The organism is Mucilaginibacter pallidiroseus (genome assembly GCF_007846085.1).
Lineage (GTDB): Bacteria > Bacteroidota > Bacteroidia > Sphingobacteriales > Sphingobacteriaceae > Mucilaginibacter > Mucilaginibacter pallidiroseus.
This window is the reverse complement of record NZ_VOEJ01000001.1, coordinates 187,027-211,189: the sequence shown is the minus strand read 5'-3', so window position 1 is coordinate 211,189 and position 24,163 is coordinate 187,027. Positions and strand designations below refer to the sequence as shown.

The 24,163-nt window shown below is 43.8% G+C and carries 19 protein-coding genes; 10 read left to right on the top strand and 9 right to left on the bottom strand.

Features of this window, described 5'->3' with window-relative positions; translation table 11 throughout:
* Positions 1 to 9 precede the first annotated feature (9 nt).
* The gene (locus FPZ43_RS00920) at positions 10 to 663 is read right to left on the bottom strand and encodes an OmpA family protein (protein ID WP_146379974.1); all 654 of its coding nucleotides are present in this window, start codon (positions 661 to 663) and stop codon (positions 10 to 12) included.
* A 158-nt stretch (positions 664 to 821) separates the two neighbouring features.
* Here FPZ43_RS00920 and FPZ43_RS00915 point away from each other — a divergent pair, with 158 nt between their 5' ends.
* Positions 822 to 2,390 carry a M20/M25/M40 family metallo-hydrolase gene (locus tag FPZ43_RS00915; RefSeq protein WP_146379973.1) on the top strand — a complete coding sequence of 523 codons (1,569 nt, stop codon included), beginning with the start codon at positions 822 to 824 and terminating at the stop codon, positions 2,388 to 2,390.
* A gap of 392 nt (positions 2,391 to 2,782) precedes the next feature.
* On the opposite strand, the gene FPZ43_RS00910 is transcribed toward FPZ43_RS00915, so the two are convergent.
* Entirely contained in the window at positions 2,783 to 3,529 is a 747-nt protein-coding gene (locus FPZ43_RS00910) for a ThuA domain-containing protein (protein WP_146379972.1), read from the bottom strand.
* Positions 3,530 to 3,545: 16 nt separating this feature from the next.
* Positions 3,546 to 5,255 (bottom strand): GMC oxidoreductase, encoded by a 1,710-nt coding sequence (locus tag FPZ43_RS00905; protein WP_146379971.1) that lies wholly within the window; start codon positions 5,253 to 5,255, stop codon positions 3,546 to 3,548.
* Positions 5,256 to 5,396: 141 nt separating this feature from the next.
* Between FPZ43_RS00905 and FPZ43_RS00900 the strand changes: the two genes are divergently transcribed.
* Positions 5,397 to 6,242 (top strand): MOSC domain-containing protein, encoded by an 846-nt coding sequence (locus tag FPZ43_RS00900; protein WP_146379970.1) that lies wholly within the window; start codon positions 5,397 to 5,399, stop codon positions 6,240 to 6,242.
* On the opposite strand, the gene FPZ43_RS00895 is transcribed toward FPZ43_RS00900, so the two are convergent.
* Positions 6,229 to 7,314 (bottom strand): SMP-30/gluconolactonase/LRE family protein, encoded by a 1,086-nt coding sequence (locus FPZ43_RS00895; protein WP_146379969.1) that lies wholly within the window; start codon positions 7,312 to 7,314, stop codon positions 6,229 to 6,231. The two genes, FPZ43_RS00900 and FPZ43_RS00895, sit on opposite strands and share 14 nt — an antisense overlap.
* A 154-nt stretch (positions 7,315 to 7,468) precedes the next feature.
* Between FPZ43_RS00895 and FPZ43_RS00890 the strand changes: the two genes are divergently transcribed.
* Together FPZ43_RS00890 and FPZ43_RS00885 are read left to right on the top strand one after the other, a co-directional pair.
* Complete coding sequence (locus FPZ43_RS00890; RefSeq protein WP_146379968.1) at positions 7,469 to 9,808, top strand: transglycosylase domain-containing protein; 2,340 nt, start codon at positions 7,469 to 7,471, stop codon at positions 9,806 to 9,808.
* A gap of 62 nt (positions 9,809 to 9,870) precedes the next feature.
* Positions 9,871 to 13,098: a tolB protein precursor gene (locus tag FPZ43_RS00885; RefSeq protein WP_261380932.1), complete on the top strand. Its 3,228-nt coding sequence runs from the start codon at positions 9,871 to 9,873 to the stop codon at positions 13,096 to 13,098.
* 104 nt (positions 13,099 to 13,202) lie between these two features.
* Here the strand turns inward: FPZ43_RS00885 and FPZ43_RS00880 are convergent, their stop codons facing one another.
* A complete protein-coding gene (locus FPZ43_RS00880; RefSeq protein WP_146379967.1) occupies positions 13,203 to 13,565 on the bottom strand; it encodes a GIY-YIG nuclease family protein in 363 nt (120 codons plus the stop codon).
* Positions 13,566 to 13,650: 85 nt separating this feature from the next.
* Here FPZ43_RS00880 and FPZ43_RS00875 point away from each other — a divergent pair, with 85 nt between their 5' ends.
* Both FPZ43_RS00875 and FPZ43_RS00870 read left to right on the top strand, forming a co-directional pair.
* Positions 13,651 to 14,424, top strand: coding sequence for an XRE family transcriptional regulator (locus FPZ43_RS00875; protein WP_146379966.1), 774 nt, complete (start codon positions 13,651 to 13,653; stop codon positions 14,422 to 14,424).
* A gap of 73 nt (positions 14,425 to 14,497) precedes the next feature.
* Complete coding sequence (locus tag FPZ43_RS00870; protein WP_146379965.1) at positions 14,498 to 14,857, top strand: hypothetical protein; 360 nt, start codon at positions 14,498 to 14,500, stop codon at positions 14,855 to 14,857.
* Positions 14,858 to 14,918: 61 nt separating this feature from the next.
* Here FPZ43_RS00870 and FPZ43_RS00865 read toward each other — a convergent pair whose 3' ends face one another.
* Entirely contained in the window at positions 14,919 to 15,746 is an 828-nt protein-coding gene (locus FPZ43_RS00865; RefSeq protein ID WP_146379964.1) for a sterol desaturase family protein, read from the bottom strand.
* A 63-nt stretch (positions 15,747 to 15,809) separates the two neighbouring features.
* Complete coding sequence (locus FPZ43_RS00860; RefSeq protein ID WP_146379963.1) at positions 15,810 to 16,403, bottom strand: Crp/Fnr family transcriptional regulator; 594 nt, start codon at positions 16,401 to 16,403, stop codon at positions 15,810 to 15,812.
* Between the two features lie 98 nt (positions 16,404 to 16,501).
* Here FPZ43_RS00860 and FPZ43_RS00855 point away from each other — a divergent pair, with 98 nt between their 5' ends.
* Positions 16,502 to 17,401, top strand: coding sequence for a 3-hydroxyacyl-CoA dehydrogenase family protein (locus FPZ43_RS00855; RefSeq protein WP_146379962.1), 900 nt, complete (start codon positions 16,502 to 16,504; stop codon positions 17,399 to 17,401).
* Positions 17,402 to 17,412: 11 nt separating this feature from the next.
* On the opposite strand, the gene FPZ43_RS00850 is transcribed toward FPZ43_RS00855, so the two are convergent.
* On the bottom strand, positions 17,413 to 17,712 hold the full coding sequence (locus tag FPZ43_RS00850; RefSeq protein ID WP_146379961.1) for a YXWGXW repeat-containing protein: 300 nt from the start codon (positions 17,710 to 17,712) through the stop codon (positions 17,413 to 17,415).
* Positions 17,713 to 17,821: 109 nt separating this feature from the next.
* Positions 17,822 to 19,588: an arginine--tRNA ligase gene (gene argS / locus FPZ43_RS00845; protein WP_146379960.1), complete on the bottom strand. Its 1,767-nt coding sequence runs from the start codon at positions 19,586 to 19,588 to the stop codon at positions 17,822 to 17,824.
* 135 nt (positions 19,589 to 19,723) lie between these two features.
* On the opposite strand from argS, the gene FPZ43_RS00840 reads away from it, so the two are divergent.
* From FPZ43_RS00840 to FPZ43_RS00830, 3 genes are all read left to right on the top strand, one after another.
* On the top strand, positions 19,724 to 21,166 hold the full coding sequence (locus tag FPZ43_RS00840; protein ID WP_146379959.1) for an arginine deiminase family protein: 1,443 nt from the start codon (positions 19,724 to 19,726) through the stop codon (positions 21,164 to 21,166).
* A gap of 80 nt (positions 21,167 to 21,246) precedes the next feature.
* Complete coding sequence (gene ctlX, locus FPZ43_RS00835) at positions 21,247 to 22,167, top strand: citrulline utilization hydrolase CtlX (RefSeq protein ID WP_146379958.1); 921 nt, start codon at positions 21,247 to 21,249, stop codon at positions 22,165 to 22,167.
* Between the two features lie 141 nt (positions 22,168 to 22,308).
* A complete protein-coding gene (locus FPZ43_RS00830; protein WP_146379957.1) occupies positions 22,309 to 23,703 on the top strand; it encodes an arginine decarboxylase in 1,395 nt (464 codons plus the stop codon).
* The last annotated feature ends 460 nt before the right edge of the window (positions 23,704 to 24,163 follow it).

The window sequence follows — 24,163 nt, the reverse complement described above, 5'->3', positions numbered from 1 at the left end:
GTCAAAATTCTATTCTTCACCCTTAGCAGGGAACGCAATTATCTCTACACTACGGTTTTGTTCGCGACCCTTATCAGTACCATTACTTGCTATAGGTTTACTTTCACCCAGCGAGTGTATGCTTATCATCTGTTCGGCTATGCCGGCGTTTAGTATCAGCCAATCTTTTACCGCCTCGGCGCGTTGTGCGCTCAAGGTTTTGTTATGGTCAGCTGCACCGGTAGAGTCGGCATGTCCGTAAATTCCGATGGATGCGTTTTTTGAGCGCTGTTCTATTGATGCTGCTATTTGCTGTAGCTGTTTTTCGGCGGCTGGCTGTATCTTACTCTCATTGTTGGCAAACAATACATTTTCGCCAAGGCTGTAAATTGTGTATACCTTGTTGCCGCGTACAACGATAGCAGTATCAGTTACCTCATCAAATTTTGATTGCGGAATGTTAAAATCAATCGCGCTCCAATCCGGCTGAGTAGTGGCAACGGGAGTGCCTTGCGGTTTCACTACAGTATCCGTTACCACACTATCGCTTTCATCCACCTTTAAAGCGGCCGAACGGTTGCAGCCCTTCATGAGCAGAAACACTACACCAATCCCTATTATGAAAAGTACGATCCATATCCATATTGGGCTGCGTTGTTTAGGTTGTACATCAAGTTGGGCCATATGCTAAATAATCTTTCAGGGTTAAACATCTCTATTTCAAATATCATTGGCGGGCATTTGTTTTACCTGATTTGCAAATAGGCAATGTTCACAACATTATTACAGTTGGCATCTCTGTGCAATGCCGTTTGGCAACCGTAAATTATTACATTAGCAATATGAAAACCACTCACAACCTTATGCACTTGGTTAGTGCAAAAAATATCACAAAGCTGTTGCTGGCATCGTCTTTAATGGCGCCAATGGCTTCGATGGCGCAATCGGCAGATGCTGTTGTTGCCGGCATTGTTAAAGAGGCTACAGAAAATTCGCAATTACCCAAGCTGGCGCATGAACTGCTTGACGGCGTTGGACCACGTTTGGTGGGTACGCCACAGTATGACCAGGCGGGCAAATGGGCGCTTGATAAATACAAGAGCTGGGGTATTACTGCCCGCCAGGAAAAATGGGGCGAATGGCGCGGCTGGCAGCGTGGTATATCACACATCGATATGGTGTCGCCACGTGTAAAATCATTGGAAGGCCAACAACTGGCATGGAGTCCCGGAATGAAAAAACCGGTTACCGCCGAAGTAATTATCTTACCGGAGCTGGCAGATTCGGCTGCCTTCCAAAAATGGCTGCCTATGGTTAAAGGCAAGTTTGTAATGATATCTATGAACCAGCCAACCGGCCGCCCGGATGAAAACTGGAAAGAATTTGCACTTACAGAATCTTTCGAGAAAATGAAAGCCGAACGTACCGCCCAAACCGCAGCATGGCGCAAACGCATAAGCAATACAGGTTACAATGCACGTACCCTACCTGTGGCCTTGGAGAACGCCGGTGCTGCCGGTATCCTTACCTCTAACTGGTCGGCAGGCTTTGGGGTGGACAAAATATTCAGCGCTTACACCAAGATTGTCCCTACCGTTGATATCGCTTTAGAAGATTATGGTTTGCTTTACCGTTTATCTGAGGGGGGCAGCAAGCCTGTTATAACTATACAAACCGAATCAAAAGAATTAGGTACTGTACCAACATTTAACGTTATCGGCGAAATAAAAGGTAAAAAGAAACCTAACGAATATGTAATGCTTTCTGCCCACTTCGACTCATGGGATGGCGGAACCGGCGCTACCGACAACGGCACCGGCACACTTACCATGATGGAAGCGATGCGTATCTTAAAGAAAATTTATCCTAACCCTAAACGTACCATTTTGGTTGGCCACTGGGCAAGCGAAGAGCAGGGTTTGAACGGCTCGCGTGCATTTGTGGAAGATCATCCGGAAATTGTTGCCAACCTGCAAGCGTTGTTTAACCAGGATAACGGCACAGGTCGCGTTGTAAACATCAGCGGGCAGGGCTTTACTAAAGCAGGGCCGTTTATTGAACGCTGGTTGGCAAAAGTGCCTGATACGATCAAAAATCAAATTAAAACATCTTTCCCGGGCAGGCCTGGTGGTGGCGGATCGGACTTTGCGTCATTCGTAGCTGTTAAAGCGCCCGGCTTTTCTTTAGGGTCAAACAGCTGGTCGTACGGTAACTATACATGGCACACCAACCGCGACACCTACGATAAAATAGTATTTGATGATTTGCGCAGCAATGCTATCCTTACGGCAATACTTATTTACATGGCAAGCGAGGATCCCGAAAAACTACCACGAGATACTGTTGAGTTAACCGGCGACGCCAAATGGCCTGCCCCGGTTAAACCAAACCGCAAAGGTGGCTTAGATTAAATTGGCACACAAATAAGCAAAGTCGGCCTTGCAATAATGCAAGGCCGACTTTGTTTTGAAAAGATCAGTTGAAGGCTGTGTGGCTTTCTACAGATCCGTTGGCTGAAGCCAACGGGAATGAATTTGTGTCAATTGCTGATGTTGAACTTATGTAAGTACTAAAGTTTGTATAATCAGTGCCAATTTTATTGGCTTGACAGATTCTTTATTATTTCTCCAACAAACTCCAAATGCCACCCAAAGGTCGTGCTGAACTTGTTTCAGCATCTCACAAGATTTTATAATGAGATGCCGATATACATCGGCATGACCAAAGTGGATTTAATATGTTCGACAGTACCAAACTGCCCGGCATTTTTGACTTTTGAATTTAAACTTTTGAATTTTAAAACTCATTTGCCCATCGCGTATTGTATACCGCCTAAGAGGTGCTTGAGGTAAACAGGATCGCTATATGATTCATCGGTGTGGCCCATTTCGGTATAGAAGGCTCGGCCGCCGTCGTAGTTATGGTACCAAGCCATAGGATGGTTATCGCCATTCTCTCCGCCTTTGTAACTCTTCTCGTCAATCTTAATTAACACATGCAAGTCATTGGCAATCCATTTATAGTTGTACCACTCATCAAAGCGTTTCCAAACAGCCGGCAAATGTTTGGTGGCAATAAAGTTACGATCAACTACCAGTAAATCGGCGTTCTGTTGTTCAGGGTGGCTTTTGAAGTACGCGCCCACCAGGTTACCATACCATTGCCAGTCGTATTCGGTATCGGTAGCGGCGTGAACACCAACAAATCCGCCACCAGCTTTGATATATTGCTCAAACGCCTTTTGTTCATTGTTGTTCAACACATCGCCTGTGGTGCTTAAAAACACAACTGCTTTGTATTGCTTTAAATTTGCCTCAGTAAACTTTGTAGCGTCGGTCGTGGTGTCAACGTTAAATTTATTTTGCTGACCTAACTTGATAATAGCGGGCACACCCACCGCAATAGAATTATGATGGAAACCTGCCGTTTTGCTAAATACTAAAATCTTAGATTTGGCGGCAACGCCTGTTTTTTTACCACCGTCAGCATTGCAAGCTAACGAAGCGAAACCAACTGCTACACTTAAAATCAGGCCTTTTATTATCTTCATATTCGAGTCTTCAATATTAAATATTACCTTTTTTAAGTTCGTCGGCAGCAAAGTTGGCTGCACGTGCTGTAAGCGCCATGTAGGTTAGTGAAGGGTTTTGGCATGCCGATGAAGTCATGGCTGCACCATCCGTAACAAATACATTCTTTGCGTCCCAAACCTGGTTATTGCCATTCAACACAGATGTTTTGGGGTCGCGGCCCATGCGTGCGGTGCCCATTTCATGGATCCCGTCGCCAACGTTATGGCCGCTATCATGGGTTTCTACATTTTTAACGCCTGCTGCTTCAAGCATTGCCTTTGCTTCGGCAACAATATCTAAACGCATTTTGCGCTCGTTATCTTTAATCTCGGCATCCATTGCCAAAACAGGTAAACCCCACTTGTCTTTGACTGTCTTGTCGAGCGTCATTTTGTTTTCGTGGTATGGCAGCAATTCACCAAAGCCGCCTATGCCCATGCGCCAGCCACCCGGTTCGGCTGCGGCATCTTTATATGCTCCGCCTATATTCATTTCGGCTATCTCGCGGCTCCAACCGTTACGGCTTGCTGCGCCCTGGTAACCAAAACCACGCAGGTAATCGCGTTTGTCATTACCTATGTTTGCAAACCGGGCTACATACACGCCATTGGCACGGCGGCCATAATAGTATTTATCGTCATACCCTTCTACATCGCCGCTGGCGCCTAAATTGTAATGATGATCCATGATGTTATGGCCCAACTCGCCGCTGCTGCTGCCCAAGCCATCCTGCCAAATATCTGTAGCCGAGTTCATCAGTATCCAGGCACTGTTTAAAGCAGAAGCGTTCAGGAAAACGATCTTTGCATAGTACTCATATGTTTTGCTGGTTTCGGCATCAAGCACCTCTACCCCTATGGCTTTTTTTGTATCCTTATCGTACAGCACTTTGGTTACTATAGATTGCGGCCTTACGGTTAAGTTGCCGGTTTTAACCGCAGCAGGCAGGGTTGATGCCTGTGTACTAAAGTAACCGCCAAACGGGCAGCCTTCCCAGCAACGGTTGCGGTACTGGCAATTGGTTCGGTTATTATGCGGCACGGTAATGTTTGCCGAGCGGCCGATGATCATATGCCGGCCGTACTTCTTCTTGATGGTTGCGGCAACGTCTTTCTCTACAATGTTAAGCGGCATTGGCGGCAAAAAATGCCCATCCGGCAAGTGGGGTATTCCCTCTAACGAACCGCTGATACCTGCAAATTTTTCAACATGATCATACCATGGTGATAGGTCCTTGTATCTTATAGGCCAGTCAACGGCCCAGCCATCTTTAGCATTTGCTTCAAAGTCAAGATCGCTCCAACGGTAGCTTTGGCGCCCCCAAAGTATAGAGCGGCCACCCATGCGGTATGATCGCCACCAATTAAACGGCTTCACCTCGGTGTATGGTGCAGCAGCCTCATCTGTCCATGCGTTTATAATCGGTTCGTAAGCACCCCATCCGCGTGATATTACCGGCCGTTGTTTGCGTTCCGCCTGTGTTACGCTGCCGCGATGGGCAAAATCCCAGGGGTTGTTGTTGGCCGTTTTATAATCTTTTATATGTTCGTAATTGGCACCCCGCTCCAGCATAATAGTTTTAAGGCCGCGCTCGGTAAGCTCTTTGGCAGCCCAGCCGCCGCTAATTCCCGAGCCTACAACAATGGCATCGTAGGTATTATTATCCTTTGCTTTTGTATTTAAATTAGGTGCATCAATAATCATAATAAATAGGTTTTAGCGGTTTAGTGGCGCCGGTACATTAATTGGTTTAACAATACTATTAATTAAAAGTCAATATAACAACCGTATAATATACAATTATTAATGGCTGAAAATTAAGCAGGCAAAGTTTTACATTTGCGTATGCTATTGGTAAGCCAACTCATTGTTTATCCCATAAAATCATTAGGTGGTATTGGGTTGCAAAATGCCCGGGTTACAGACCGCGGCCTGGAGCACGACCGCCGCTGGATGCTTATAGATGCTAACAATCGTTTTTTAAGCCAGCGCGAACATGCACAATTGGCGCTTTTTTCAATCATTATTTTGGACACTGGACTTGAGGTTACGTGCCGAAGTGACGGTGCGGCTCTCTTAATCCCTTTTGTGCCACAAACAAAACAGATGATTGATGTAAGCATTTGGGACGACACCTGCCCGGGACAAATTGTAAGCAATGAGGCAAACGAATGGTTTTCTAAAAAAGCCGGGATGGACTGCCGACTTGTTTACATGCCCGACGATGTGCACCGGCAAACTGATTCGCGATATACTGATGCAGACGGCATTACCTCATTTTCTGACGCTTACCCTGCCCTGTTGATAGGCCAGGCATCATTAGATGATTTAAACAGCCGGTTGGCAGAGGCCTTACCGATGAATCGTTTCAGGCCAAATATTGTATTTACCGGCGGCGATCCGTATAGCGAAGACATTATGAACCACATTAGCATTAACGGTGCTGATATGTATGGCGTAAAGCTTTGTGCGCGTTGTGTTTTAACAACTATAGATCAGGACACCGCAACAAAAGGCAAGGAGCCTCTTAAAACGCTTTCACAATACCGCCGCAAGGGGGCAAAAATATTGTTTGGCCAAAACTTAATGATGACGGCTGGCGGTACAATAAGCGTGGGCGACGAATTACAGGTACATACCACACATACCGAAGAGCGGTTTATTGTAGGCCCGCAGATTACGGAAGCTTAACCTTGTAAATGCGGTACGGGTATTCAACCTTGTCATGCCCATTATTATACTTTGGCAACCGGTGCATTTGCGAGGCGCTTACATACAAATATCCATCGTTACCAATCCCAAAAGAGTCGGGCCATATCAGGCGCTCATCCTGAACAAGGGTATGCAGCTTACCATCTGGCGATACATATTTAATGCTATGATCGGGCGAGCTGCTGCTGTAAATATTTCCTTTACTATCTGCAATCATACCGTGGCAAACACCCGTTTCTGCAACCATTTGCACTTTGCTTGATAAGTCTGCGTTTGATAACTTATCATTTGCTAAATCGACCGTTGCAATGCGGTATAATTTGGTTTGATTGATTGCCCTGAAGTAAAACCACTTGTTATCTTTTGTAAGCGCTATGCCGTTAACATTAGATGTAAATGGATTACCGTTGTTATCAACCACATCTTTACCATCAAGATGTAACTTAGAGCCCGGTTGCACAACTGTAGATTTATCGTCTTTTAATAGCACCCGGCTTTTACCTGTTTCAAGATCAAGCACCACGATGGCGTGCAGGCCCGGGTCGCTCAAATATGCAAGGCCTTTGCTGTTATCAATGCACATATCATTAAGCGCACTTTTATCTTTTGGCAAATCGTCAAACGTATATACGCGCTTAACGGTATTGGTGCCCAAGTCAATCTGCAACAGTTTAAACTTGCCTTCCTTTTTGTCGCCATCGCCAATGACAGCAGCACCGCCCGATGGTTTAGAATCGAGCACCCACAAATTGTTGGCATCATCAGCATACAAATCCTGCACGTTAACGAAGTGGTTGGCGGTTTGAGTAGTATCAAATTTATTCCACTCAATGTTTGGATACGGCACACGCTTGCCATCAATAATTTCGGTAAGGCCATATAAAAACGGCTCGGTATGCGGGAAGGATACAAACAGGCGATTGCTTTTTGGCGCAACGCTTACACCGATGGGCTGATTATGGCCAAATGATGCAACTTCTATAAGTTTGCTTTGTGCCAGCGATGTAAGCGATATAGTTGTGAGGACAATGGATGCTAAGCTGCTTTTCATATTGTAACTACTTAAAAACGCGCTTTTGGTTTGTGTTAGTTTTAATTGAATGCTATCTTTAATTTCATAAACCAAAATTTACTTTAACTTTTTGCGTTGTTAATTTTTGTGCGTGCGGCTATGATATAGTTGCATAAATTTTCATCTTTACCCCATGTTCAGACGTATAAAAAATCGTTATCTCCGGTACTTTACCATCTTTATATATTTCATCATCATCTTTTTTTGTGCTATTGAGCTTAACTTCTTATGGTTATTCGGCTACTCGCCTGATATGGAAGACATTAAGATGCCAACCATGTCGCAATCATCAGAAGTGTATACTGCCGATGGTAAATTGATTGGCCGCTTCTACAAAGAAAACCGCTCACTGGTGGACTATAAGAGCATCTCCCCTAACATTATAAATGCGCTTGTAGCTACCGAAGATGTGCGTTTTTACAAACATGGCGGCGTGGATTTTTATGGCTTTGCAAGCAGCATGATATCAACCGCCAAAGGCGAGCGCCGTGGGGCCAGTACCATAACACAGCAGTTAGCAAAAAATCTCTTCAGCACACGTAAGCGCAAATCACAGGGTTTAATAAGGCACGTTCCCGTTATAAAAACTATTGTTTACAAGTTTAAGGAGTGGTTAACCGCCTACAAAATCGAGCATATATACAGTAAACAGCAAATACTTACCATGTATTTGAATACTGTACCCTTTGGTAATAACTCGTTCGGTATTAAAACAGCTACATTAAAATATTTCAACAAACAGCCTAATGAGGTTACAGCTGCCGAAGCTGCCACTTTAATTGGTATGCTTAAGGCAACGTCAACCTATAACCCGCGTACCTATCCTGAGCGTTCGCTTGAGCGCCGCAATGTGGTATTGGCGCAAATGCATAAGTATAATTACCTTAATAAAACCGCTTATGACAGTAGCGTACGCCATCCGCTGGCACTTAACCTAAGCTATATTGACAACACCGGCATGGGCGACTCGTATCTGCGCCGTGCAGTTGAAAAATGGCTTGACAAATGGTGCAAGGATAATGATTACGACCTTTATGAGGATGGCTTAAAGATATATACTACAATAGACTCGCGCATGCAGCAATACGCTGAAGAAGCCGTTGCCCAAAAAATGAAGATGCTGCAAAAGCGCTTTTATAACATTTGGGGCAATAAAAACCCTTGGCGCGACTCGAAAGGTGTGGAGATCAAAGACTTCATTTTAAAATCTGAACAGCGCCTGCCTATTTACCGCATGCTGAGTAAAAAATATAGCGGCGATACCACCAAAATTCAGGACTACTTTAAGACCAAAAAAAGGATGAAGGTATTTACCTGGAACGGCGATAAGGATACTACCTTCTCCAGCATCGATTCCATTAAATACTACGCCAAAATCCTGAATACCGGCATGATGACGATGGAGCCATCAACCGGTAAAATTAAAGTTTGGGTAGGCGGTATAGATCATCAGTATTTCAATTATGATCACGTAAACCAGGCCAAACGCCAAGCGGGTTCAACCTTTAAGCCTTTTGCCTACGTAACTGCGCTCGATAATGGCTTTACGCCATGTGATAAGTTTACTGATAAACCAGTAACCATTAAATTTAAGGATGAAGGCAAGGACGATGTTTGGGAACCTAAAAACGCCGATTTCCATTTCTCGTACCGCGAAATGTCGTTACGTTGGGCCATGGGTAAATCAGTTAACTCTATAACGGCACAAATTACCGAGCAGGTTGGCTGGGATAAAATTGTGAACTACGCCCACAAAATAGGCATCGAAAGCCCGCTAAAATCTGTTCCATCGGTATCATTAGGATCAAATGACGTTTCTGTTTTTGAGATGGTACGTGCATACAGCACGTTCCTGAACAAAGGAGAAAAGGTTGACCCGTTGTTAGTTACCAAAATTACCGACCAAAAAGGCAACGTTATACAAGAATTTAAATTAAAGGCCGAGCGTGTTTTGAGTGAAGAAACTGCCTGGCTGATGTTATACATGTTCCGCGGGGGTATGGAAGAACCCGGCGGCACCTCGCAGGCACTTTGGGAATACCCGGACCTTTGGAAAAAAGGAAACCAGATTGGCGGTAAAACAGGTACATCAAGCGATTACGTTGACGGATGGTACATGGGTATCACCAAAGATTTGGTAACGGGTATTTGGGTAGGTGCCGACGACAGAAGCGTGCATTTTAATTCGTCAGAATCTGGCGAGGGCTCACACACTGCCCTCCCGATATTTGGCGCCTTTATGGAAAAGGTTTATGATGATCCTAAATCGGGCTACACCTATGGCCCTTTCCCAAAACCGTGGAGCAAGATAACAAAGCAATACAGCTGCCCTACGCCACAAATCAGCTACTCCGATACCACATCGTCAGACAGTTTGGACATGACTGCTCCAGATAGCGCAGCTGCGCCTGTAACGCCACCAACAACCCCGGCACCTGAAGAAAACCCGGAAAGTAATCCGCCTGCGCAATAACATAGCTACGCCAAATTGTGCAGGCAAATATTTAAATTAGCATTAACTGTGAACTGCCTTATATGAATAAACTCTACGCTTTTCGCGCATCTGTAAAAATTGCTGTGATGTTTTTTATCATAGCAGCATCAATGTTTATAAACAGGCAGGCACAGGCGCAATATTTCGGCCAAAATAAGGTACGCTACAAAAACCTAAATTTTAAGGTTTTAAAAACGCCGCACTTCGAGATATACTATTACATGAAAAATGATAGTATGCTAAAGCGTTTTGCGCAGGAAAGCGAATTGTGGTATACCCTGCATCAGCAGGTTTTCAGAGATACATTTAATAAGCCCAATCCCATAATACTGTACGCTAATCATCCCGACTTTCAACAAACAACTGCGTTAGACGGTGAAATAAGTGTGGGTACGGGCGGTGTTACGGAAGGCCTTAAAAACCGCGTAATAATGCCCGTGATGGAAACGCACCAAACTACCCGGCATGTTTTGGGGCACGAGTTGGTGCATGCCTTTCAATATCATACACTACTGGGCCACGACTCTTCAAACGCTGAAAACATTGGCAACCTGCCTTTGTGGATGGTTGAGGGTATGGCCGAATACCTATCTATCGGTAAAAAAGATGCGTACACAGCCATGTGGATGCGTGATGCATACCTCAATAAAGATATCCCAACCGTAAGGGAGTTAACTACAAGCAGCAAATACTTCCCCTATCGTTACGGCGAAGCGTTTTGGTCATATTTGGGTTCAACCTATGGCGATACCATCATTGTACCTTTCTTTAAAAACGTTGCACGTTACGGGCTGGAGTATGGCATAAGGCGCACCTTTGGATACGACGACAAAACCCTGTCGCGCTTGTGGCGGGCATCTATCGAGCAAACTTACAAGCCATATTTAAAAGACACGGTACAAAAGCCGGTTGGTTTTAAGTTGGTTGATTCCAAAACCGGCGGCGATCTTACCGTTGCACCTGCCGTAAGCCCGGACGGTAAGTATGTGGCATTCCTGTCGTCGAAAAGTTTGTTCAGTATTGATCTTTACCTGGCGGATGCTAAAAGCGGTGTCATCTTAAAAAAACTTACCAGCAAAATTTCTAATACACATATCGATGAATTTAACTTTATCGAGTCGGCCGGCACATGGGCCCCCGATGGCAAAAAGTTTGCATTCAGCGTATTTAGCAAAGGGCGTAACCGCCTGATCGTCGTTTCGGTACCCGATGGGCGGATCCTAAACGACATCGGTATGGATAAGGCCGAGCAGTTCAGCAATTTGTCATGGTCTCCGGATGGGAATAACATTGCCTTCCAGGGATTGTCGGAAGGGCAAAGCGATCTGTACATGTACAATTTCCAGACGAAGCAAGTGCGGCAGCTTACAAATGATAAGTATTCAGATTACCAGCCAAGTTTCTCAAAAGACGGAAGGAAAATAATTTACGCGAGCGACAGGGCTACTTATGACAAAACGTACTCGCAACAAATTACATTTAATCTTGCTGAGCTCGATCTTGCCACCGGCCACATTACAGATATTAATGTATTTAACGGCGCAAACAACTTAAACCCGATGTACTCCGGCGACGGTAAAAAAGTTTATTTCCTATCAAACCGTGATGGTTTCCGTAACCTGTACAGCTATACCTTTGCCGACGCAAAAGTAGCACAGCTTACAGATCTGTTTACCGGCATTAGCGGGATTACGGAGTTTTCGCCGGCGCTGAGTGTATCGAACAATGACGATATCGTCTATTCATATTACAGGGCGCAAAAATACAGCATCTATAATGCAAAGGCTTCGGATTTTAAGCCTGTAGATGTAGCACCGGGTAGCACCAACTTTGATGCAGCCTTGCTACCGCCCCCACGTGCTGTTGGTGTGGATTTAATTAACAATAACCTTAACAACTTTTTAGCATATCCAAGGTTCCCGGTCGATTCGATTAAGAGCGTTGCTTACAAACCCAAATTTAAACTCGACGCACTGGCAAGCAGTGGCGTGGGCGTGGGTGTAAACAGCGTTTACGGTGCAGGCTTATCAAGCGGCATTATGGGTGTTTTCAGTGACATTTTGGGCCGTAACCAGATATATGCAGGCGCAGCTGTAAATGGCGAGATATATGACTTTGGTGCGTCGGCATTGTACATAAACCAGCGCAAACGCTGGAGCTTTGGCTTCGGCTTGTCGCATATTCCGTATCAATCGGGTTACTTTGGTAATGACTTTACTACGCGTAACATAAACGGGGTAGAAACGCCTGTTTATGAAGAAAGGTACGATATTATCCGCACGTTTGAAGACGCGGTGCAAGGTATCGCATCCTACCCTTTCTCAAGAACTTTACGGGCCGAATTTGGTGCCAACATATCACGCTACTCGTACCGCATAGACAGGTATAGCAGCTATTACCAGTACCAAACATCTACCGACGCAAGTGGCAACTCGACAACATATATTGGCCAGATAGTTGAATTTGACAAGCACAAGGTATCCAGCGCACAGTTTCAATCAGAGACCGGATTAAATCTCAAACCATTTCAGGTGTATGGCTTAAGCACGGCACTTGTTGGCGATGACTCATATTTTGGTATAACCGCCCCGCTTAATGGGCACAGGTTCAGGATCGAGGCTGAATACAACGTGGGAACTTACAAATTTTTCTCGCCTACTATAGATTTACGCAAGTACGTGCGTACAGGTCCGGTAACTTTTGCCGGCAGGTTGTACGGCTATGGGCGATTTGGAGAAGGGTCACAAAACCTATATCAGTTATATTTGGGATACCCTTTCCTGATACGTGGTTACGAAGCGCAATCATTTTATAACTCATCATCATCAAATAAAAATGGCTTCAATATTAATCAGTTGTATGGTAACCGTATAGCGGTAGCAAATTTCGAGATGCGGGTTCCGTTTACAGGCCCCGAAAAACTGGCGGCAATCAAATCAAAGTTCCTGTTTAGTGACCTTAACTTCTTTTTTGATGCAGGTTTAGCCTGGAACGGTGGTAATGATATAAAATTTCAAAAAAGCCCTGATGCTATTGGCACTGAGCCGGCGGTAGATCCTGTTACCGGCGCACCTATACTTGATGCAAGTGGTAAACAGGTACAAAATACGGTTTACAACACAAATCAGCGTGTGCCGGCACTTAGCGCAGGTGTGTCGTTAAGGGTAAACCTTTTCGGTGCCCTGATATTGGAGCCATATGTGGCCATACCTTTTAACCGGACGGACAAGAAAACAGTATTCGGCTTCAACTTTACACCGGGATGGTAGCGGGTTAGTCGGCAGTTAGCAGTTATTAGTTAGCAGAAAAAATCCATTAACTAATACATATCTACTTGCAAACACGCAGGAGTGTAAATTCTGTTAAACTAAAATTACAATGCAACCGCACGACGGGTTGGCTGTATAGATGGCCTGCCATAAACTGATGGCCTTACACGTATACCGCTTTCATAATTAAGCCCGGCAGTAAGGTCAATCCAATCGGTGTTTACCTGGCGTATCATTTTTTCTTTTTGCATACGGGTAAAGGTGCTTACCTGCTGAAAACGAGCCATGGCCTGCTCTTCGGTATTTATCTCCTCAAAGTAAACCAAACGGTTAAGCTGGTTTGCGCTATCAAAAAACAAGGTTGGCATCTCGCTGTAAAACTTAATGGTTTTTAACAGATCTGAGCACATTCCTACATGTAAGTTCTTCCTGTTTCTGTCAGTTATAATATATACGAAGCTCTTCATTTGATAAAAAAATTTGCCGGGTTAAAAATATTTGCTAACTTTATGAGCATAAAATTACTAAACATTTTAGCAATTCCAAATATTTATGTCAAAAATTTCATCAAATATTAAATTTCTCAGGAAAAAGAAAGGGTTAACACAGCAGCAATTTGCTGATCAGGTTGGTATAAAACGTTCATTAGTAGGCGCATATGAGGAAGAACGCGCGGAACCTAAATACGAATTACTAAAATCTTTAGCATTATTTTTTGACATATCTATTGATGACTTTATTAACGAAACGATCGATGAGAAATGGGCACCCAAGCCAAAAGGCAACCCTGCAAACCTTAGGGTGCTAAGTATTTCGGTCGACAAAGATGATAACGAAAACATTGAGCTTGTGCCGCTTAAAGCAAGTGCCGGTTACCTTAACGGCTATGCGGATCCGGAGTATGTAGCTGCCCTGCCAAAGTTTTATTTGCCTATGTTTAAACAAGGCACATATCGGGCCTTCGAAATAAAAGGCGACTCGATGCTTCCCCTGCAATCGGGTACTATTATAATAGGTGAATACCAGGAAAACTGGGCCGAGGTAAAGGCAGGTGAAACCTATGTATTTATATCTAAAAATGATGGAGTGGTTTATAAGAGGGCGGGTAACAAGTTTCGTGAAAACAAGAAACTTAAGCTTGTATCAGACAATCCTGTTTATGAACCTTATGAGATTAATGGCGAAGACCTATTAGAGATTTGGAAAGCCAAAGCATATATATCTACACAAATGCCGCAACCAATGCCCGAGCCTACTATGGAAAGCCTTACCAGCATGATGGCGCAAATGCAACGATCAATAGCTAACCTGCAAGGCAACAATTAAGTTACATGGTGCGGGTTAAACCAATAGCAGCTATATTTATCTTATCATCAATTAAAAACTAAAAAACGATAAGATGAAAAAAATCATGTTAATCTGCTTTTTCCTGGTTGGGATATCAGCAGTAAGTTTTGCACAAGGTGGCCGCCAAATGAGGAGCCCCGAAGACAGAGCTAAACAATTAAAAGAAACGCTTAAACTGAGCGATGAGCAAACCGCAAAAGTAACAGCTATTTACCAGGCGCAGGCTAAATCACTCGACAGTTTGCGTAATGCCGGTGGCGACAGGTCGGCTTTTCGCCCGTTGATGCAGGCATCTACAGATAAAATTAAAGCCATCCTCACTACAGAGCAGGCTGCTGCCTGGCAAAAAATGCAGGATGAAAGACGCGCCCGTATGCAAAACGGTGGCGGTGGCGCTCCTCCAAGCAAGTAATAACGTTTTAAACATAACAAAAGCGGCTTATAGCCGCTTTTGTTATTTATGCTCCTTATTTTTATTTGCTATTTAAAGCAGCAGCATTAGCCTGCGTTTGTTTTTCTTGCGAAACGTTTACCGGTGCTTTAAACCGATTGGCTTGTATACGGTCGTACTCCTTCACGTAATCGGGGTGTTCGGTTTTCATAAGCCTGTCCCAAACCCTAAAGTATAAGCCATAGTTACCTTTAAATTTGCTGTGATGCAGGTTGTGATGCACCGATGTATTGATGACTTGAAATAAGAATGAACCGCGCAACCATCGTGGTGCAATCTCGTAACCTAAATGCCCGTAAACGTTGATGATGAAGCCTACAATTGTGAACCAAATTACCACAACCGGATGTATAGGTATCAACATTACAATAACTACCAATACAAAACCTTCGGTACATGATTCCAAAAAATGAAATGAGTACGACGCCCACGGGGATGGATTGGTAGATTGATGATGAACCAGATGTGTTAAACGAAACAGCTTTTTATGATGCAAAAACCTGTGCATCCAATAAAAATAGGTATCGTGTATGATGAGGCTCGGTACCAGGCTGACAGGCAAGTACCATAATGGAAAATCTGTTAACGAACTATAAAGCTGCGTGTAGTTGCGGAAAGGCGTGTACATTACCGCAAAAGCTATAACGGCGAAAACGCCCGTGGTTTGCACTGACTGTAATATTTCCCGCTTAAAATCGCTCAATCCTGCATCTCTGCTTTGGATCTTAGCTTTACCATACCACTTATTTAAAAGTTTGTAAAACAAAAAGAAGGGAACACCCGCCAATACAAAATACCTTATGACGGTGACGCTGAATATGGTTAATATACCGTGAATTATTTTCTCCATAATGATGAAAATTAATACACGAATTTAGGCGAGTAGCCCACCAAAAAAATTAACAAAAGATAATTAATGCCTGCCAGAGAGCGCAATACGTTTGCGGATGCGGCTTAATGATACAGGTGTTATACCCAAAAGTGTGGCAATGTATTTATCGGGCACGCGATTCACAATGTCTGCTTTTTCATTTACCAGTTGTTGATAGCGTTCCTCGGGCGTAAGCAGTACGAATGACTCTACCCTGCTCATGGATTCGGCCAGCATGTTAAGCAAAAAAGTGTGCCTTGTTGATGATAACTTTGGGTTGTTGTCCAAAATAGCCTGGGCTTTTTGATAGTCAATCTCTATCAATACGGTATCTTCCATAGCCTGGTAAGTAAAGCGGGAAGGTTTTCCGTATATAATATTATCGTGCGATGCTATCAACTGATTTTCCCATCGTAGCAGTATGGTTATATCATCACCGTTTTCCTGTAAGTGGTATGCACGGATCAGGCCCTTTTTAATGTATGCTAACTTTTGATAGCTTGATCCATTCTTGATATATACCTCTCCTGCTGCTAACCTGCGCGTGTGCGACATTTTAACCAGTTCGTAAATGTCTTTGGAATCGAGACCTTTAAATATGGAAAGGTAAAAGCTTACCTCTTCGGCATTTAGCATGGGCAAATAATTTTAGCTGCTGATATTACAAAGCTACCAGTAAATATTAAGTTTGTGATTACACACCGCTTGTTTAAGCAAATGCTACAATTATAAACATGAAAAATATTACAGTTATTGGGTCGGGCACAATGGGTAACGGCATTGCACACACCTTCGCCCAAAATGGTTTTACTGTATCTTTGGTTGACGTTAATGAGGCAGCTTTGCAAAAAGCCCTGCAAACTATATCAGGCAATCTTGACAGGCAGATTAACAAGGGCATAATTGACGATGCTGCAAAAGCATCAACACTGGCCAATATCAAAACCTTCACAAATGTTAATGATGGTGCCGCCAATGCTGACCTTGTTGTGGAAGCTGCTACCGAAAACCGCGACATAAAACTTGAGCTTTTTAAACAGCTTAGCCAAGTTTGTCGGCCCGAAACAATACTTGCATCAAACACATCTTCCATATCTATAACCGAGATAGCAGCCATTACTGCTCATCCTGAAAATGTTATTGGAATGCACTTTATGAACCCCGTACCGGTTATGAAGCTGTTGGAAGTTATAAGAGGGTATGCTACTACCAACGAAGTTACAAACACCGTCATGGAGCTGTCGCGCCGGCTTGGTAAAGACCCTGTGGAGGTTAATGACTATCCCGGATTTGTTGCCAACCGTATACTGATGCCCATGATAAACGAAGCCATTTACACCTTATACGAGCGTGTAGCGGGCGTGAGCGAAATAGATACCGTAATGAAATTGGGTATGGCGCACCCTATGGGCCCCTTGCAATTGGCAGATTTTATTGGGCTTGACGTGTGCCTGGCTATATTAAAAGTACTTCAAAGCGGCTTTGGTAATCCGAAATATGCACCATGCCCGTTACTTGTAAATATGGTAACCGCAGGGCACTTAGGCATAAAAAGTGGCAGTGGCTTTTACAAGTACACTGCCGGTAGTAAAGAGTTGGTTGTGGCCGATAAATTTACCGCCAACGCACATTGAGTAACGTCAACTTACCTGCGCCAGTGCCCTCTGCGCCAGCTATAACCGCGAGGGCCCTGCACCCACCCCCCTTGTATATAAACACGGTTTGCGCGTGGCCTTACGTAGTAGCCGGGCGTATAAACGTACCTGTTACCGCGCCAAACATATTCGCCGGGCAGCCAGTAAGCGTTTGCATAAGGCGCTGCGGGCCTTACGTACACCTCTTCTACCGGGCGGCTTACAACATAATGGTCGCTGGTTGAGCATGATGAAAAGAGTGCTGCTCCACTAAGGGCAGCAACAACTCCTATTTTTGCTATTGCTTTCATCTTTAAGCTGTTTTAATTTACAGTATTTATGACAGCTAAAAAAATCAAAGGTTTACTTTCCAGCAAACCTTTGATACGCAATTAAAGAATAGAATTGTAAAGAACGCAATTACATACGTTCCGGCACCTCGATGCCAAGCAAATTCATTGCCTTGCTAATAACCTTTGCCGATGCAGCCGACAGCATTAAGCGGAACTGCTTCAGGCTTTCGCTTTCGGCTTGCATTATCGATTTTTCGTGGTAAAACTTGTTATATGTTTTAGCCAGCTCATACACATAGTTAGCAATAATTGCGGGGCTATGGCTTGTTGCCGCCTCTGTAATAGTATCCGGAAATTTAGTCAACCATACAATTAAGTCACGCTCAATGGCATCAAGTTCTGCCTGTGTATGTGTGGCTGCGGCGTTGTACCCCGCCCTGCTTAGCACCGATTTAATACGTGCATGAGTATATTGTATAAACGGCCCAGTGTGGCCCTGAAAATCTACCGACTCATTTGGGTCGAATAATAAACGTTTTTTAGGATCAACCTTCAACAAAAAGTATTTTAAAGCTCCCATACCAATAGTGTGGTATAGCTTGTCTTTCTCGTCTTCGCCAAAACCGTCAACTTTGCCGGCAGCTTCGGTTTGTTGTTTGGCAGTTTCAAACATATCGCTCATCAGGTCGTCGGCGTCAACCACCGTGCCCTCGCGCGATTTCATCTTACCTGAAGGCAGATCGACCATGCCGTATGACAAATGATATAAACCCTGCGCCCAGCTTTTGCCCAGCTTTTGTAAGATCAAGAACAACACTTTAAAGTGATAGTCCTGCTCGTTACCTACCACGTAAATCGACTCGTCCATCTGGTAATCGTCGTATTTAAGTTGGGCTGTGCCTAAATCCTGGGTTATGTAAACAGATGTACCGTCGGCACGTAAAACTAATTTCTGGTCGAGGCCGTCTTCAGTTAAATCAATCCAAACAGAACTATCTTCTTTTTTAAAGAATACACCTTTCTCGAGACCCTCTTCAACTATATCTTTACCCAAAAGGTAAGTATTGCTTTCATAATAGTACTTATCAAAGCTAACCCCCATGGTTTTGTATGTGGCATCAAAACCCTCATAAACCCAACCGTTCATGGTGTTCCAAAGGTTCATAACCTCCGAGTCGCCCGCTTCCCACTGCTGCAGCATCCTTTGTGCCTCTTTAATCAGCGGCGCATTCTTTTTTGCTTCCTCTTCAGTCTGGCCTTCCTCTATCAGTTCAGTTATCTGTTGTTTATAAGCCTTATCAAACCAAACGTAATATTTACCGGCAAGATGGTCGCCTTTTAAACCCGACGACTCTGGCGTTTCGCCATTACCAAACTCGCGCCATGCCAGCATGCTTTTACAGATGTGTATCCCTCTGTCATTAACGAGGTTGGCCTTTACAACATCATAACCGGCGGCAGTCAAGATCTGCGCCAAGGAAAAGCCTAACAAATTATTACGTACATGGCCCAAATGCAACGGTTTATTGGTATTCGGCGACGAATACTCAACCATTACCCTCTTGCCGTTTGATGGGATTACAGCAAAATCGTCCCTGAGAATATTATTGTTTAGCTGGCCAAGCCAATAGCTATTTGCAATAGATATATTTAAAAAGCCCTTAATAACATTGTATGCAGCTATTTCGCCTACGTTAGCTTTTAAGTATTCGCCAATTTCGGTGCCGGTTTGCTCGGGGCCTTTGCGCGATAGTTTTGTATATGGAAAAGTAACCAGCGTTACCTGGCCTTCAAATTCTTTACGGGTTTCCTGCAGGTTTACGTCTTTTGCAGCAATGTCGGTTTGGTATAGCTCTTTTATGGCCCTTACAACGGCCTCGATAATAAAATTCATCGGTGCAAAATTAATAATTAGTTGATGGTTAATTGTTCATGATTAACAGTTTTTTAAAATGGCGCGTTGGCAAATGCTGCACGCTATAAACCATCAACTAAAAACGATAGCTTTGTTTGTACTTTATTGCTTTTTATGCTGAATGCAGATAACGATTTTAAGATAGACGTAACTACCGAAATTGGCAACCTTCGCGCGCTTTTAATACACAGCCCCGATAGCGGCCTTGGTAAAGTTGTGCCCTCAAAAGCACAGGACTGGCTGTTTGAAGATATTGTTCACTTGGACACCATGCGCCGCAAGGAGTACGACTACTACGTTAAACTGCTGATGTATTTTCTTGACCCTGATAAAATAAAGGGCAAACTTGATGAGATAAATGCGCCGGAGAACAAGCGTAATTTTTTTAAGCCTGATAACAAAGCCTTTCACAATTCGGGCAAGGTTATCGAAATTCAAACCTTGTTAAGCGACATACTCGAAATTGCAGACGTACGCAAAAAGCTATGCGCAAGTGTTTGCGCGATTGAAAATTGCACTTATCGCCTGCAGTTGCAGCTGGTTGATATTGCCCCGATTGAACTGGCCAAAATACTGATCTCGGGTTCGCTCGATGATGATACCATGATATTCGCACCCATTCCTAACCTCATATTTTCGAGAGATTTGGGTATAGCCATTAATGACCACATACTGCTCAACAAACCTGCAAAAAAAGCCCGCTCACGCGAAACGTTATTGATGCGTTACATCTTCTTCAATCATCCGTTGTTTGCCAATTATCGTAGCAAGATCATCGAGATATCTGAAAACAAACAACACTTTTTGCGCCCAGGCGAGGCCAACGAAGAGAAAACAACTTTAGAGGGCGGCGATGTGATGATGGTAAGTTCGCAGCATTTGATTATAGGTTGCAGCGAGCGCACTTCTGTGAGCGGTGCTAATGAAGCGATAAAGCTGTTATTCGAGGCAGACGTAGTGAGCAAGGTTACGGTAGTGAAAATTCCTCACAAGCGCGATTATATGCATATTGATACAGTATTTACACAGGTAAAACGTGATACATGGGTATTGCTGCGCTCACTGGCTATTGCCGAGGCTGCCACCCCCGGCGACGAGCCGATGGCCTGGTTTGCCGATAAAAAGAATAAAGACAAGCCCGAGATTGTACAATTTAGAAAGGGTAAGAAACCTAAGACATTTGATACGCTTGAGGATTTACTGGATAACATAAGCCGTAAAGACCTGGAAAGCGAAACGCCAACACGGTTTATTTACTCGGGCAATAACGAATTCCCGTTTGATGCCCGGGAACAATGGACAGACAGTTGTAACCTGCTGGCGGTAAAAGAAGGTGTGGTTTTGGGTTATGATCGTAACGATAAAACGGTGGATGCATTTAAGCAAAACGGCTTTGATGTGATACACGTAACCGACCTGCTACCCAAACTTGAAGCCGGCCAAATAAACCCGCAAGCATTAACAAACACACTTATCCTGATGCCGTCCTCCGAATTGTCACGCGCACGAGGTGGTTTCCATTGCATGAGTATGCCGTTAAGGCGGGATACCATTTAGTCACTATTCATTGGGGCATTGAGTCATTATCCAGTGAATTTATTTATTAATGACTCAGTGACAGCAAAGCAAATGACCCAATGACGCAACAGAGTACCTCAAAAATATTAATGATTCGCCCCGTGGCGTTTGGCTTTAATGCCCAAACTGCCGAAAGTAATGCCTTCCAAAACCGTGATGATAATCAGCAAGCGGTACAACAAGAAGCTTTGCAGGAGTTTGACGGTTTCGTGCAGGTATTGCGGGATAACGGCGTAAATGTAACCGTTATAGATGATACACCGGAACCACATACGCCAGACTCGATATTTCCGAATAACTGGGTGTCGTTTCACCAAAATGGCGATATATTTTTGTACCCTATGCAGGCTAAGAATCGCCGGCTTGAGCGCAGGGAAGATATTATAAGGCAAATTGAAGATAAGTTTGGGACCAACCATGTCATGGATCTGAGCCGGTATGAGCTAAACGATCAATTTCTAGAAGGTACTGGCAGTATGGTTTTGGACAGGCCAAACAAATTAGCCTATGCCTGCATCTCGCCCCGCACCAATACAGAAGTTTTAAAGGCCTTTTGTGACTACACAGGTTACCGGGCAATAACGTTCGACGCATTCGATAAAAGCGGCCTGGCTATTTACCATACCAATGTGCTGATGGCAATAGGTACCGGCTTTGCTATTGTATGCCTGGAAAGCATTACTGACTTCGAGGAAAAGGAAAACGTAATCAAAACGCTTCAATCTACCGAAAAGGTAATTATAGATATCACCTCCGACCAAATGAACCACTTTGCAGGCAATATGCTGGAGGTAAAAAACACAGCCGGAGAAACACTTATTGTTATGTCACAAACGGCATTTGGCTCGTTAACAAACGATCAAAAAGCAACTCTTCAGCAATTTGGTAAACTTGTTTATGCAGAGATCGGCACTATTGAAAACAACGGCGGCGGCAGCGCACGATGCATGATGGCAGAAGTGCATCTGCCGGATAAATAAGACCGCGCATCAGAAGCAATTTATCAACAAAATTAACAGCTCTGGGGTGCTGAAATAAATTACAATTCGGCAATAAAAATTATAGGCAACATGTAACCAATCAATGCGTTTTAAAATTACATTTGCACCAAATTTTAAAGAATGCAGAGTTACCAGGAATTTCTTGACCTGAGTGTTGGTTTTCCACAAGACGGTTTTGAGATAATAGAGGATGAGTTATACTTTAACGACCTCAATTTGATGGAGATGATTGAAACTTACGGCACGCCGTTGCGTTTCACGTATTTGCCCATTGTGAGCAAGAAAATACAGCAGGCTAAACTGTTGTTTCAGCAGGCCATCATCAAAAACAACTATCGCGGTACCTATAAATACTGCTATTGCACAAAAAGTTCCCACTTTAAACATATTGTTGAAGAGGCTTTGCGTAACGATATCCACCTGGAAACATCGTCGGCTTTTGATATGCCCATGATCGAAGCCCTTGAGAAGAAAGGCGCCCTGAGCAAGGATATGACCGTAATTTGCAACGGCTTCAAAACCTTCCAATACAAACAGTATATCATAGATATGCTGCATGACGGATTTACCAACATCATCCCGGTATTGGATAATAAAGAAGAGTTCAACCTTTATGACGATGAGATCGAACTGGATACCCCATGTAATCTTGGTATCCGTATCGCATCCGAAGAGCAGCCAAACTCACAGTTTTACACGTCGCGCCTTGGTGTTCGCCAGGAAGATGTGATTGATTTTTATCACAATAAAATTGAGCAGAATCCAAACTTCCAGGTAAAGTTACTTCACTTCTTCATCAACTCGGGTATTTCTGACACACCATACTATTGGAACGAACTGGAGAAATACGTAACACTTTACTGCAAGTTTAAAAAGGTTAATCCACATCTGGATACTTTGGATATTGGCGGTGGCATGCCGTTTAAAGATTCGTTGGTATTCGACTTTGATTACGAGTACATGATCAACGAGATTGTAAGCCGTATCAAAGAGATCTGTGCCGAGCATGATACCATCGAACCGGATATTATTACCGAGTTTGGTAAATACACCGTTGCGGAGGCATCTGGTATTTTATATAAGGTACTTGGCCGCAAGCAGCAAAACGACCGCGAGCGCTGGTTAATGCTGGATGGCTCGTTCATTACCAACCTGCCTGATGTTTGGGCGCTTAACCAAAAATACATTCTGCTGCCGGTAAACAACTGGGACAGCGAGTACGAGCGCGTTAACCTTGGTGGTATAACCTGCGACGGGCAAGACTATTACAACCAGGAAGCGCACATGAACAGCGTTTACATGCCTAAAACCCGTAAAGTGCAATACCTGGGCTTCTTTAATACAGGCGCATACCAGGAAGTATTAAGCGGATATGGCGGTATACACCATTGCCTGCTGCCATCACCTAAGCATGTCATTATTCGCCGTAACCGGGACGAGACGTTCAACTTTGAAGTATTTGGCGAAGAGCAAAACAGTAAACAGGTATTGAAGATATTAGGTTATACAACTTAATATTTAACTGATAAAATTGTTAAAGCACCGTTAATAGCGGTGCCTTTTTAGTTTTTATACTACTCCTATCGGCTTTTAGATACCGAAGAGCGGTGGCCTCGACGAAAAACCGGGGCCGATGCAAGGGGGTTGTGCGGAGAAGGATTTTTTCGTCTTGAACTTTTGCCTCTTTTCTTTCAAGAGAAAAGAAGTAGCCTCCGCGGCAATGAGCGGACCAACGTTCATTAAAATAAAAACCGTTCATCAGTGCTACGTTAGTAATGGTAGTGATTTCTGTGACGCCTGTGGATGTTCGTTTCTTTTTTCTCTCAAAAAAGAAAGGAACCAAAGAAAACCGAGCCATAGCGAGCTCATTAACACAAATTAAAACAATCAATAAGTTAATAAAAGTCGCGGCTTGGTAACGCCCTTTGAAAGTTTCTGCTTTAGCAATGCCTGTACTAACCGTGCGTTACACTAT